Origin of the sequence: Marinobacter sp. 1_MG-2023, from assembly GCF_030549045.1 — a bacterium.
Classification (GTDB): domain Bacteria; phylum Pseudomonadota; class Gammaproteobacteria; order Pseudomonadales; family Oleiphilaceae; genus Marinobacter.
The window spans coordinates 478871-492823 of sequence record NZ_JAUOST010000002.1; the positions used below are offsets into that span (position 1 = coordinate 478871).

Annotated in this window: 12 protein-coding genes; 3 read left to right on the forward strand and 9 right to left on the reverse strand. The window is 53.7% G+C overall.

The window, feature by feature from the left end; all coding sequences use genetic code 11:
• The first annotated feature begins 198 nt into the window (after positions 1-198).
• The gene (locus Q4606_RS08320) at positions 199-1074 is read left to right on the forward strand and encodes a MaoC/PaaZ C-terminal domain-containing protein (protein WP_303607233.1); all 876 of its coding nucleotides are present in this window, start codon (positions 199-201) and stop codon (positions 1072-1074) included.
• On the opposite strand, the gene Q4606_RS08325 is transcribed toward Q4606_RS08320, so the two are convergent.
• From Q4606_RS08325 to Q4606_RS08350, 6 genes are all read right to left on the reverse strand, one after another.
• Entirely contained in the window at positions 1071-2645 is a 1575-nt protein-coding gene (locus tag Q4606_RS08325; protein ID WP_303607234.1) for a response regulator, read from the reverse strand. The two genes, Q4606_RS08320 and Q4606_RS08325, sit on opposite strands and share 4 nt — an antisense overlap.
• Before the next feature lie 46 nt (positions 2646-2691).
• On the reverse strand, positions 2692-3318 hold the full coding sequence (gene fixJ / locus Q4606_RS08330) for a response regulator FixJ (protein WP_303593762.1): 627 nt from the start codon (positions 3316-3318) through the stop codon (positions 2692-2694).
• 38 nt (positions 3319-3356) lie between these two features.
• Complete coding sequence (locus tag Q4606_RS08335) at positions 3357-5765, reverse strand: Lon protease family protein (protein WP_303594347.1); 2409 nt, start codon at positions 5763-5765, stop codon at positions 3357-3359.
• A gap of 112 nt (positions 5766-5877) precedes the next feature.
• Positions 5878-6348, reverse strand: coding sequence for a flavodoxin family protein (locus tag Q4606_RS08340; RefSeq protein ID WP_303607235.1), 471 nt, complete (start codon positions 6346-6348; stop codon positions 5878-5880).
• Positions 6349-6368: 20 nt separating this feature from the next.
• Positions 6369-7418, reverse strand: a complete 1050-nt coding sequence (gene recA, locus Q4606_RS08345; protein ID WP_303593766.1) for a recombinase RecA — start codon at positions 7416-7418, stop codon at positions 6369-6371.
• 165 nt (positions 7419-7583) lie between these two features.
• On the reverse strand, positions 7584-8084 hold the full coding sequence (locus tag Q4606_RS08350; protein WP_303593767.1) for a nicotinamide-nucleotide amidohydrolase family protein: 501 nt from the start codon (positions 8082-8084) through the stop codon (positions 7584-7586).
• A gap of 82 nt (positions 8085-8166) precedes the next feature.
• On the opposite strand from Q4606_RS08350, the gene mutS reads away from it, so the two are divergent.
• On the forward strand, positions 8167-10791 hold the full coding sequence (gene mutS / locus Q4606_RS08355) for a DNA mismatch repair protein MutS (protein WP_303607236.1): 2625 nt from the start codon (positions 8167-8169) through the stop codon (positions 10789-10791).
• A 147-nt stretch (positions 10792-10938) separates the two neighbouring features.
• Positions 10939-11262 (forward strand): ferredoxin FdxA, encoded by a 324-nt coding sequence (fdxA, locus tag Q4606_RS08360; RefSeq protein WP_303593769.1) that lies wholly within the window; start codon positions 10939-10941, stop codon positions 11260-11262.
• 88 nt (positions 11263-11350) lie between these two features.
• Here the strand turns inward: fdxA and Q4606_RS08365 are convergent, their stop codons facing one another.
• From Q4606_RS08365 to Q4606_RS08375, 3 genes are read right to left on the reverse strand one after another with little or no spacing between them, the layout of a single operon-like run.
• On the reverse strand, positions 11351-11983 hold the full coding sequence (locus Q4606_RS08365; protein WP_303607237.1) for a LysE family translocator: 633 nt from the start codon (positions 11981-11983) through the stop codon (positions 11351-11353).
• A gap of 39 nt (positions 11984-12022) precedes the next feature.
• Positions 12023-13057, reverse strand: coding sequence for a hypothetical protein (locus Q4606_RS08370; protein WP_303607238.1), 1035 nt, complete (start codon positions 13055-13057; stop codon positions 12023-12025).
• A 54-nt stretch (positions 13058-13111) separates the two neighbouring features.
• The gene (locus Q4606_RS08375; protein WP_303607239.1) at positions 13112-13936 is read right to left on the reverse strand and encodes a metal-dependent hydrolase; all 825 of its coding nucleotides are present in this window, start codon (positions 13934-13936) and stop codon (positions 13112-13114) included.
• Between the last annotated feature and the right edge of the window lie 17 nt (positions 13937-13953).

Here is a 13953-nt window from a genome sequence, read left to right on the forward strand (position 1 = left end):
GGAACACCCCAGGCCAATGCCACGCCTGAGAAGGCCTGCCAGACTGCCAAGAGGCTGGCTACCCGGCACTGCGAGCTTTGGTTTGACGAAGTTTGCTTAAAAACTGACTTATACTATCGTCTTACATTAGAGCATATCAGGCCACAGACTCACAGTTGTACCAGAATCCGGACAGAACAGCTTCAAGAGAGGACCATCATGGCAGACACGCTCGTTTATAAAGACACTCCACCAGCGCTGCTACCGCTCTATGGCAGGGCTCTTCTGTCGAAAAAAAGCACGCCCGATGCAAACATTACACTTCCCCGACTCGCCGCCACGCTGCTTTGTGCTCACACGGCCAGTGAAGACCTGCGCCACTATAGGCGGACATGCGAATTCAGACCGAGCAGTCACGTACCTATTACCTGGCCCCATATTCTTGCGTTCCCGCTGCATCTCAAATTGCTGACCGAGAAAGCATTTCCATTACCTCTCCTGGGACTGGTACACCTGCGCAATTCCATAACCCAGCACAGACCCATCGGCGTGGGTGAGGCACTGAAACTGGATGTCTGCGTGAGTCACCAGGAACGCACCAGCCGCGGCATAGAATTCAGCATGATCACCAATGCCAGCTCTGCAGGCACAGTGGTTTGGGAAGAAACCAGCACAATGCTCTTTCGCCAACCTGAAAAACACACTGAGCAAACGACGAAAGCGACGCCTCCGACTCTGGAGCGCTACCCGAATACGAAAGAGTTTGAAGCCCCGGAGTCCATCGGACGTCAGTATGCAAAGATTTCCGGCGACCGAAATCCGATTCACATGCATGCTTTGAGCGCCAGGGCTTTTGGTTTTCCAAGGGCAATCGCACACGGTATGTGGAGCAAAGCAAAGGCACTTGCCATTCTGGAGCAGCAGAATGGATGGCAATCAGGTCCGGTAAGTGTGAGCTGCCAATTCAAGAAGCCGCTATTCTTGCCGGGCACCGCACAGTTGAACTGGCAAACAGAAAAAAACAGATGGGATTATCAGCTACTGAACGCGAGAGGCGACGCGCCACACCTCAGCGGGCGCATCGAATGGCGCTAATCGGCGCCTGACGGGCACGATGAGGTTCCTGGTGCACCCGCTACAGGTAGCGTAAAGAAGAAAAGGGCGCCTCCATCTTCGGGGCGCTCGAAACCTATATCACCCCCTTGAGCCTGAATAAGTGAGCGGCAGGTCGGCAGACCGATACCCATGCCTTCATCCTTTGTGGTGTAGAAAGGCAGAAAAAGCTTTTCCTCTGCATCTTCCGCCAGGCCCACACCCCGGTCACGGACCTCAACCCTCACGCAACCTTCACTCATCACTCTCGCGCTCACTTCCACTGGCAATGCCGACTCTGCACTGCGCGTAGCCTCAAGCGCGTTCCGTATCAGGTTCAGGGCAACCTGTTGCACCTGGATCGGATCAGCCAGGATATCCGGTAAATCGTCTGGCACAACAAGATTGATAGCCCCATCGTTATTGCGCATATCTACTTCTGCAAACTGGCGTGTATCTTCCAGCAGTGCGGATACAGACAAAACTTCCTTACCGGTCGCCGGTTTTTTCATAAATCGGCGGATTCTGCGGATGATTTCGCTGGCGCGATGGGACTGAGCCTCAATCTTATCGAGGGTTTCCTGGAGCAAACTCAGGTTCGGGGTTTCTTTGGCCATAACCCGTTTGGCCACGCGGGCGTAGTTCGCAATAGCCGTCAGCGGCTGGTTAACTTCATGCGCCACACCTGCAGCCATCTCACCCATGGTTGTCAGACGAGACGTATGTGCCAGCTGGTCACGTTGTTCCTGAACCAGCTCTCGTGCCTCATCAAGCTCTCGCTCGCTCTCAAGTTCAGCAGTAATATCACGAAAAACAACAACCGCTCCGTGCAGTTCGTTACCTTCGTGCTTGGGTGTGGAACGATATTCAGCCGGAAAGGCCGTGTTGTCCGTGCGCAGCATTCGGATATCGCGTTGATTCTCTGCAACACCCTGGCTACAGGTAGCATGCACCGGAAGACTGGTCGGGCATTCGGCTGCGGTTGAAAAGTGCACTTCGAAAAAATTACGACCAATCAGATCTTCTACCGGGCAGCGCATTATGAGGCCGGCTGCGGGATTGGCAAACTCAATTGTACCTTGCTCATCGAGGCCGTAAATCCCTTCACTAATGGAGTTCAGGATGCGGGTCTGATCGCCTTGAAGCTCTCGGTTGCGAGCCTGCAACTCGCGCTCGAGCCGGATAACACGGGCGTGGGTTTTAACCCGGGCAATGACTTCCTGAGACTGGAACGGCTTGGCAATGTAGTCTGCGCCGCCAAGAGAAAAACCTTTTACTTTCGCACTCAGGTCGTCCAGAGCTGAGAGAAACACCACCGCACAATCGGCTGTTTCAGGATCGGCTTTAAGGCGCTGGCACACCTCATAACCATCCATTTCAGGCATCATGATATCAAGCAGAATGACTTCGGGCTGATGGCGCTGAGCAAGATCCAGTGCTTTTTCGCCTTCATTGGCAATCAGAAGCCGGTAGCCTTTATCTTTCAGTGTCTCATAGAGTACTTTCAGGTTCTGTGGATTGTCATCCACGAGCAGAACCGTAACCTCTGAGTTTTCGCTGACAACTTCAGTCATATAGTAAAAGGCCGGTCAATAAGATAACCGCATAATGCCGGCGGTATTACCGCGCGTCGATAAGGTTCTTTACGGACAACACCATCCGAACCAGGTGTGCCAGCGAATGAGTGCCCATCTTGTGCATGACTCGGGAGCGATGTATTTCCACTGTGCGCTGACTGATCTCCAGCTCGATCGCGATAACCTTGTTGGCCTGGCCTTCTATCATTCGATCCATGATTTCATGTTCGCGAGGGGTCAGACTCTTGATACGGCGGATAATCTCCTGCTTCTCGCCAAGTGTTTTCCGTTGCTCCAGATCCTGCTGCAGCGCGGCTTCGATTTTTTCCAGCAGCGCTTCTTCACGGTAAGGCTTCTGGATGAAATCAACGGCGCCCTCTTTCATGGCATCAACAGCCATGGGCACATCGCCGTGCCCGGTAACAAAAATGATCGGCAGAATGGAGTGCTTATCGTTGAGCTTCTTCTGCAACTCCATACCGTCCATTCCCGGCATGCGGATATCCAGTACAATGCATCCGGCCATCTTCTCGGAGTAATCCTTCAAGAACATCGCCGCATTCTCATAGGTTTTGACCGGCTTATCATCAGATCTAAGTAACAGCTCAAGCGAGTCACGAACTGCTTCGTCATCCTCTACCACGTACACAGTTTGCTGAATATCAGTCATGGGGGAGTTCTCTCCTGTCTGTTTTATTGTGACGCCGGTTAATGGATTGACGGATCTTTCTGATCATCCCGGGCGTGCTCCTGGCGTTCGTGCTCGCGCATTTTCTCAAGCCGCTGCTGGATAATGCCAAAAACGCTCTGTTTCGGATAGTTTCCTTTGCTATCAGGTTTGCCTGCGGGCTTACCCAAAAGCAGCGCAATGGCGTCCTCAACATGCGATGCTGCGTAAACTGAAAAATGCCCTTCGCGAACCGCCTTGACCACTTCGCTGTCCAGCATAAGATTCTGTACGTTGTTTTCCGGTACTATGACGCCCTGAGTGCCCGTTAACCCGCCCTTAAGCTGACAGGTAGCAAAGAAACCTTCAACTTTCTCATTGACGCCACCGATAGGCTGAACCTCACCAAACTGGTTTACAGAGCCAGTAATCGCCAAGTCCTGTCGCACCGGAATTCCCGAAAGTGAAGAAATCAGCGCACAGAGCTCCGCCAGCGACGCACTATCCCCATCTACTTCGCCATAATTCTGTTCAAACGTAATGCTTGCAGAAAGGTGCATCGGATCAGTCACAGCAAAACGGGAGGAAAGCAATGAGCTAAGAATCATGACGCCTTTAGAGTGAATATTGCCACCCAGCTTTACATCACGCTCAATATCCATAATTTCACCACTTCCATAATAGCAGGTAGCAGTGACACGATTAGACAGGCCAAATTCAAACCCGCCTGAAGATAGAACAGACAGCGCATTCACCTGCCCGACAACCGAACCCTGAGTTGAGACGAGAGTAGAGCCGTCGCGAATTGAATCGTAGAACTGGTCACGAATCCGGCTACTTCGGTATTTGGCACTCTCCAGGGCCCGCTCTACATGAACGTCCTGAATCAGTTTTGCATTCGCTTGCCTGGCCCAGAAATCCGACTCCCGAAGCAGATTGGCAATATTGGCTGCGTGCAGAGACAACCTGTCCTGGTGCTCGGCAATACGAGCGCTGTATTCGATGACCCTCGCCACTGCCTTGTTCGTGCAATGCAGGAGATTCTTTTCCTTTACCACACTGGCAATAAACTTCGCATACATCACCTGACTGTCTTCCGAACGGTACATCTCATTTTCAAAGTCTGCGGTTACCCGGAAAAGCTCCGAAAATTCGGGATCATAATCCTGTAACAGCATCCAGGTTTCACGGTCACCGAAAAGCACCAGTTTTACATCGAGCGGTACCCCTTGGGGTTCAATCGAGATGGTGCCCGAAAGGGTGAGTTCACGCTCGAGGGAATTGATCTGAAGGGATTTGGCTCGAAGAGCCCTTTTCAATCCATCCCAGACAAAAGGCTGCTCCAGCATCTTGATGGCATCCATCAACAGATACCCGCCATTGGCCCGATGCAAGCTGCCAGCACGAATCAGTGAAAAATCCGTGAATACGGTGCCCTTGTAGGTCACATTCTCAACATACCCGAACAGATTGTGATACGTCGGGTTGTCCTCCACCACCATAGGCACTTCATTGGTTTTCTGGTGAACCAGCACGTTAACCAGATAACGACGCGGCATCTTTTTATCCAGAGACGCATAGGCAATGGCAGCCTGCTCCTCGTTGTCGTCGAGGAAAATATCCAGGTTCTCTACCAGGTCTGCCCGCACAGCTTCAAGGTAGGCGACTACATCCGGGAGGCTTTTGTAGCTCTCAATCAACTCATCAATCTGATGGCCGGATATACCTTCCAGGGTTTCCTTGTTAAGCGCTTGCTGTTTGTCAGCGTATTCCTGCTCCCAGTCCGCCAGCTTGCGAAGCGCCTGACGAAGTTTTTTCTCAAGCTTGTTGATGGAATCCTCAAACTTGTCGCGCTGCACATCCGTCAACGCCTTGAACGTCTCTGCGGTGTGCGGTTTATCACCTTGCATCGCCACCAGGCGATATCCGCCCGGCGTTGTAATCGTGAGGCTGACTTTTTTTCGGCGTGCCTGGGCCGCTACTTTCTCAAGCTCATCTTCCTGCTTCTTGCCATACTCATCCTTGAGCTGCTCTGAGCGCTCCAGAAAGCTGTCGCTGTCAAAGGTCTGCGGAATAACCTTGACCAGCCGGCTCATGAGCTTTTCCATATCCTGTTTCAGCCGCGCGCCCTTTCCTGCGGGAAGCTGAAGCAGCCGGGGAACCCTAGGCTCTTCAAAATCTGCGACGTAACACCAGTCGTGGGATTGTTGCTCGGTATCCAGATGATGTTCAAGGTAACGCAGCATCATCGTGCGCTTACCCAGACCATTGCGACCAACGGCATATACGTTATAACCGCTGTGCGGCATTGCCAGAGCAAAGCGCACCGCTTCCTGGGCCCGATTCTGGCCTACAATTTCAGCCAGGGGCACCAGTTGTCTGGTGGACTTGAACGGTAGATCTTTCAGAACGCAGGCTTTGTATAGCTGATGCAGAGACAGTGACTTCAAGGTTGGGTCCTGTAACAGTTGACTCATTGGCCGACCATTGTAGGTTTTGCAGACCGGTCTGTCGCGCTCAGAGGAAAAGAATTGTCGTTAACGCTTCGCCAGCCCAAAGCCTTCAGAAAAGCCCGGCATCCAGGCTAGCCGCAACATACATCCCCAGCTCACGACACTGACCTTCAAACTCACCACGATATTCGCCACGGCAAATCAGTGGTTCCTGAACGAGTTTCCATCGCAGACCGGTGGTAATGCTTTCGATAGCACGTTGCGTTCCGGTGCCATCATGGCCGGCACGAATGTAGTAAGCGAACGGCAGGCCCTGGGTTTTCTCCAGGCAAGGGTAGTAGCTGCGATCAAAGAAATCCTTGAGCGCGCCACTCATATAACCGAGGTTTTCAGTGGTGCCGAGGATAATGGCATCACAGGCAAGGATATCGTCCGGGCCGGCATCCAGTGGCGCCAACACGGTTACTTCTACATTTTCAATATCTTCATCGCCTGCACCCTGCGCAACTGCATTGCGCAGGGTGAGGGTATTCGGAGAAGGTGCATGGGCAACAACAAGTAATTTCTTTTTGCTATCCACAATACACCTCCGGGACTCTCTTAGAGCAGTTCACCATCCGCTTCTGCAGGCGCTTCAGCGTCCGCATCTTTTTTGGAAACCGGCTTCGGCATCAACCTGTCGCGCACCTTGGCCTCAATTTCCCTGGCCACGTCCATATTCTCTTCCAGGAACTTGCAGGCGTTGGCTTTACCCTGGCCAATTTTATCACCGTTATAGGCATACCAGGCGCCGGACTTATCCACAAAGCCTTCTTTAACGCCCATATCGAGCACTTCCGCCATGTGATAAATACCTTTGCCGTAAAGAATCTGGAACTCGGCCTGGCGGAAAGGTGGTGACACCTTGTTCTTGACGACTTTAACCCGGGTTTCGTTACCTACAACCTCATCGCCATCTTTCACGGCGCCAATGCGGCGGATATCAAGGCGAACAGAAGAGTAAAACTTCAGTGCGTTACCACCGGTGGTGGTTTCGGGGCTGCCGAACATTACACCGATTTTCATACGAATCTGGTTAATGAACACCATCAAGCAGTTTGCGTGTTTCACATTACCTGTGAGCTTACGCAGGGCCTGGGACATAAGACGGGCCTGAAGGCCAACGTGGCTGTCGCCCATCTCGCCTTCAATTTCTGCTTTCGGGGTCAATGCCGCAACCGAGTCAACAATGATGACGTCTACAGCGTTGGAGCGCACCAACATGTCGGCAATTTCCAGCGCCTGCTCCCCAGTGTCCGGCTGGGAAACCAGAAGCTCGTCCACATTAACGCCCAGTTTTTCTGCGTAGATCGGGTCCAGGGCGTGCTCAGCATCAATAAACGCGCAGGTTTTACCGGCTTTCTGGGCTTCGCCGATAACCTGAAGGGTCAGAGTTGTTTTACCGGAGCTTTCAGGGCCGTAAATCTCAACAATGCGCCCGAAAGGCAAACCACCTATCCCCAAAGCAACATCCAATCCCAGGGAACCAGTAGAGACCGCAGGAATGGCTTCGCGGGGCTGGTCGCCCATCTTCATTACTGCACCCTTACCAAACTGGCGCTCAATCTGACCCAGAGCTGCGCTCAGTGCTTTTTTGCGGTTGTCTTCCATCAGTGCAAACCCTCTGTTGCCGTGGCCGCCAGCAGAACCTGGCAAGCCGGTGGAGGTGTGGTTAAACGGGAACCTGTACAACGTTAACAGTGAATTCCCTGTATATTTGAACAGTATTAAAACATACCGCGAGAGCGAGACCAACCCCTGTTATTGTGAAAGTCTTCACGCTCGCATCAAAAGCCCGCTAACACCCTGCAGCGCAACAAGAACGGCCTGGCGTCGCACCTGATCACGATCGCCGCTGAAATGCCGGACTACAGCCTCTGTATTTTCAGCGCCGGTACCCCAGGCGAACCAGACAGTTCCAACAGGCTTCTCTTCGCTGCCACCTCCAGGGCCGGCTATGCCACTGACAGCTACCGCAACATTCGCTCCGGTTGTTGCCAATGCACCGGCAACCATCTCCCGGACCACCGGTTCACTGACGGCACCGTGATTAGCTAAAGAAACATCGGTAACCCCGAGCAGTTTCTGTTTGGCGTCGTTGCTGTAGGTAACCAGGCCGCCGACGACATAGGCGGAAGAGCCTGCCTTGTCGGTTAAAACCTTTGCAACCCAGCCACCTGTGCAACTTTCAGCCGTTACCAGGTTAAGGCCGGCGGCCAACAACTGATCGGCCAGTTGGCTCCCTGCTTGTTCGAGTTCGTGGTCACTGGCAGGCATAATGCTCTCCTTCGTTTCATCGCGGGCTTTATTTTCTTACAATCCGTGGCTTCACCCAAAGCAAGATTAGCCGGACTCGTCCATGTCAGCAGCTCAGAACGATTTACCCAAGCACACACCCATGATGCAGCAGTACTTGAAAATCAAGGGCCAGCACCCGGATGAACTGGTGTTCTATCGCATGGGTGATTTTTATGAACTCTTCTATGACGACGCCAAAAAAGCTGCGGAGCTGATGGACATAACCCTTACGGCCAGGGGGCAGTCCGGGGGCAACCCGATCCCCATGGCGGGTATCCCGTTTCACGCATCCGAAGGATACATTGCACGGCTGGTCAGAGCGGGTCAATCCATCGCCATTTGTGAGCAAATTGGTGACCCGGCAACCAGCAAGGGGCCTGTTGATCGCCAGGTAGTCAGAATCGTGACTCCTGGCACCCTCAGCGATGATGCCTACCTGGAAGATCGCCGCGACAACCTGCTGGCCGCCATATTTCATCATCGCGAGCAGTTCGGTTTTGCGTCACTGGACATTTCCAGTGGTCGCTTTGTGGTTTCAGAGCTGGAAAACCTGGAAGCCCTGCAAGGAGAGCTCCAGCGTTTACGGCCGGCAGAGATACTGATCAGCGAGGACTTTCCGTTTGAGGAAATACTTACCGGGCTTACTGGCGTTCGTCGCCAGGGCCCTTGGCTGTTCGAATCCGATACCGCTCGCCGAGTGATTACCCAGCAATTGCAGGTTCGTGATCTAACGGGCTTTGGCTGCGAAGACCTAAGCCTGGCTATCTGTGCAGCCGGCTGCCTCCTGCAGTATGCAAAAGAGACCCAGCGGACCGCCCTGCCCCACATTCGCAAACTGACCCGTGAGCGCCGCGACGAAGCCGTTATTCTCGACGCCACCAGCCGCCGCAATCTGGAAATCGATATCAACCTCATGGGAGGCCACCTGCACACCCTCGCCTGGGTGATGGACAGAACCGCAACCTCCATGGGAGGCCGCGAGCTCAGGCGCTGGCTAAATCGTCCGCTTCGGGACGTGGATGCAGTACAACAGCGTCAACACGCGGTATCCGCTCTGCTTGATGGTTTCCACTACGAACCCGTGCACAACCTGCTGAAGGCCGTGGGCGATATTGAGCGAGTGCTGGCCCGTGTGGCGCTGCGATCGGCCAGGCCCAGAGATCTCGCTCGCCTGCGGGATGCCTTTCTGGCGCTGCCAGACCTGCAGGAAGCGCTTAAGCCGGTCAACTCTCACCAGATCGTGAAGCTGGCCACTGTGATTGGTGAATATCCCGAGTTGGCCGATATTCTGGAGCGGGCCGTTATCGACAACCCTCCGGTTGTCATTCGGGAAGGCGGCGTGATCCGTGAGGGCTTCGACGCGGAGCTGGATGAGCTACGCAACATCAGTGAGAACGCCGGCCAATATCTACTGGACGTGGAAACCCGGGAAAAAGAGCGCACCGGTATAAGCACATTGAAGGTGGGCTACAACCGTGTGCACGGCTACTACATTGAAATCAGCCGGGCCCAGTCTGCTCAGGCACCGGTGGATTACATTCGTCGCCAGACCCTGAAGAACGCAGAACGCTTTATTACACCGGAATTAAAAGAGTTCGAAGACAAAGCCCTGAGTGCCAAAAGCCGGGCGTTGGCCAGAGAGAAAGCGCTTTACGATGAGGTGCTGGAAACTGTGGCAGAACAACTCGCGCCGTTACAGGATGCCGCACAGGCGTTGGCAGAGCTGGACGTCATCAGTAATTTTGCCGAGCGAGCCACCACGCTGCGTTTTGCCGCGCCAGAGTTCCGCGACTCTCCCGGGCTTGAAATTGAAGAGGGCCGACATCCAGTTGTCGAACAGCTTCTTGATGAACCTTTCGTACCCAACAACCTGTTAATGGATTCCCAGCGCCGAATGCTGGTTATCACCGGCCCGAACATGGGTGGTAAGTCCACCTACATGCGCCAGGCGGCTCTGATTACACTGCTGGCCTACACGGGAAGTTTTGTGCCGGCCAACCGCGCCGTGCTGGGCCCAGTGGACCGGATTTTCACTCGCATGGGTTCGTCAGATGACATCGCCGGCGGGCGCTCTACTTTCATGGTAGAAATGACAGAAACCGCCAACATTCTGCACAACGCCACGGATTTCAGCCTGGTTCTGATGGACGAAGTCGGCCGAGGTACCAGCACATTCGATGGTTTATCTCTGGCCTGGGCCACAGCAGAACATCTGGCAAAAGAAATTCGCTGCTATACCCTGTTCGCCACGCATTACTTTGAACTCACGCAACTGGCGGATGATCTTGAGCTTGCGGTCAACGTGCATCTGACGGCAACGGAGCACGATGACAGCATTGTGTTTCTACACAATGTGCACGAAGGCCCGGCCAGCCAAAGCTACGGCCTGCAGGTAGCGAAACTGGCCGGCGTGCCACAGAGCGTTATTGGCAACGCGAAGGCTCAGCTAAAGCTGCTGGAAGGCAGTGCAGCCCCCGCGGCTACTAAAACACCTGCCCCCATACATGAGACCGGCCCCGAGCATTCTCCGGCGACCAGCCAGAGCTCAGCCTACCAGGGTGATATGTTTGCCATAGCGGAGCCCAGTGCTGTGGAGGAAGCTCTGCAGAGTCTTGATCTGGACGGCTTATCGCCCCGAGATGCGATAAACCGGCTTTACGAATTGAAAGAATTGCTGAAAAACTGACAGGGAGTTGATCTGAGTAATAAGGTTATCGCTGCCAAACGCTTGCGGCTGTGCGGGCTGCTCCCTACAATATCGCCCATTAAAATATAACCACGGAGCCGTAACCAGACTCCGGATGAGATTGACCACTGGACCAGGGATCAAATTATGGCGTTTATCGTTACCGATAACTGCATCAAGTGCAAATACACAGACTGCGTGGAAGTATGCCCCGTAGACTGTTTTTACGAAGGGCCAAACTTTCTGGTCATCGATCCGGACGAGTGTATCGACTGCGCTCTGTGTGAGCCGGAATGCCCTGCCGAAGCGATTTTCTCCGAAGACGAGCTACCAGCAGATCAGGTTCAGTTTGTTGAGCTCAACGCCGACCTGGCGGGTAAGTGGCCCAACATCACCGAAAAGAAAGACCCGCTGCCGGACGCCGAAGAGTGGGATGGCAAGACAGACAAACTTCAATACCTGGAAAAGTAATTCCAGCAAGTTTGAAGCAGTCGCCTGAATAAAAAAGGGAAGCCCGAACCGGCTTCCCTTTTTGTTTACACGTACACTAAATCTCCGGTCAGTTCACCGCAAGCCTGGCCCCCATTGCGACAAAAAACCCTCCTGTCAGCCCGTTAAGCAGGCGTTTAACGCCTACTCCGACACCCATACCCCGGAAACGCACAACCATCCAGGCCAGCCCACACTGCCACAACATCGCCAGCAAAAAGTGCACCCCCGCCAGCATGAGCGACTGTTGAAACGCACTTCCTGAAGCATCTACGAACTGGGGTAGCAGAGCCATATAAAACAGGGCGGTTTTCGGATTAAGCACATTGGAGAGCAGGCCTTCACGGAACGACACTGCCAGAGAGACACGGCGGCGCATAACCATAGGCAACTCCTCGCTGGTATCGCCCTCACGCTTCATGGCCTGCCTCAACGACCCCAGCCCCAGCCAGACCAGATAACAGGCTCCGGCCCATTTCAGCACCGAGAATGCCCAAGCGGTTTCCAGAAGAAGAAGAGAGATACCCAGTGCCGAGAGAGTGGCGTGGAAAAACAGCCCACTGCAAATACCAACGCTCGTGACGCAGCCATCCCGGAAGCCCCCGCGCCCCGCGTTGCGCATAACCAGAAGCGTATCCACGCCAGGCGTCACCGTCAGCAAACTTATGGCAATCAGATAAGCCCAGAACAACTCAGAAAACACTCAGACCTCCACACCTTTCAACGCAGAAGACCATGAATACTAAGACTTCTGCTCAAAAATATTCCGTGCCGCTGCGGAGTTGTAGAAAGCTGACAACCGCCTACGCACAAGCGCCTCAACATAACCCTCTTCCCGAAGCACGTCTACAACCGGAATGGCCCAGGCATCTACCTCTGCCATAACCACCTCACGAGTAACCCCGACGTCGCCAAGCAGGTCTGTAAGCGGACGATCACCATATTTTGCAAAAAGATGTGCAACCACAGCCCGGGTACAACCTTCAAAGTAAGCCGTTTTCCGGAATTGCAACCAGAACTCATAGCCCAGCACGACAAACTCCTGAAGCTGAACATCGCCCAACCCCTCTTGTAAGTCAGCCATTGTTCGGTCCTCCATGGCAGCCCAGGCCGCCATAACCGTATCCCGCACTTCCTCATCACTGAGTGCCCGTTGCAGGAACTGCTCACTGCGACTGATCAGCCCCGGCAAACTGTCAGAAAGCCATGCCTTTAGCCGACGTTCAAAGGTTTCGTCCAGCCCGGGTACCGCCTTGTTGGCCATACGTTTTCCGAACTTCATCATGGACCCGACACCGGGCACCGACTTGGTAATCAGATTGTCTTCATAGAGGTAATTGACCACCCCTTGATACACGACGTTCGAAACCAGCTCCTGATAAACCGGGTGTGCCATTATTTCGCTGATCATCCGCTCACGTTGCTGCCTGAGCTCAAGCATTTCTTCCACGAAACCTGTGGCCTGTTCCCGGGTAACAATATCTCCCAGAGCCGTACTGGCCTGAACCGGCGCATTCAACACCTCGGTCGCCATTTCACCTGCCAACTCCGGAATGCCCGCGTCCAGCTCCATATTCACAACCACACGCTGAATGGTCTCCATGACCTGGTTTTCCGAGGCGAGACGACTCAGCGTGACACCGCTCGCAAGATCAAGAACCTCACCGACCTCCTGCTTGAGAAACTTGCGGAGTTTCGCTCCCTTCAGGGATGCAACCTCATGCTTGATATGCAGCTCAAGCATTTGGCTGGCTGGATCGGTTTTATCCTTGGTCATGGTATTGATGGCCCTGCCGAGATTAAAAATAAGGTTTGTTTCAATTGGAGGCTACTAGGTTGCAGCATCCAGCTCACGGAGATTTTTTTCTAACAGTGCCCTGTTGTCATACTGCCATGGATGAAAATCCTTTCGGAAATACGCCAGAAACTCAGGCAAACACTGGCGCAAAATGCCAGGCTTTCCCCAAAGGAAATTGAGCCCGCCCATCCAGGTACGAAGGCTCCAGAGCTTGCCGTCAGTTTTCAGTAGGCTACAAGTATTCAGAAAGGTGTACTTGAAGAAATTCCAGGTTACAAACAGAAAGATAATCCGGCGCAACCGCTCGCTCCCTACGCATTCCCGGTAGACATCGAACGCTACTGATTTGTGCTCGGTTTCTTCTATCGCATGCCAGCGCCAGAGGCGGGCCATTGCGGGCGTTGCGCCACCCAGCCATTCGGGGTCGCTTAGAATAGCATTTGCCAGTACTGCCGTGTAATGCTCTGCGCCGCAGGTGCCTGCCAATTGCCGGCTGGGCGACAGATTTCCAACCATTCCCATATGCTTGCGAAAACGGCCATCCAGCCCATCAATGTCATAACCCCGGGCTTTCAATGCCTCGTTGTAGTCCTTGTGCTCACGACTGTGCAAGGCTTCCTGGCCAATAAAACCACGAATCTCGGCCTTCAGCTTCGGGTCATCAATTCTGTCCCGGTATAACCGCACCGCATTGATAAACTGTTGCTCACCATCCGGAAACTGAAGCGATAGTGCGTTGAAGAAGGCCGTCCGGAAAGCATCATCTCCATGCCAAAAGGTTTTTAGATCTTCACTGACATCGAATCGGACATGGCGAGGCTGAACAGCTACGCCCTCGGGGGTTGAGCTGATTGTCATGACGAGCTCCTGTGTTC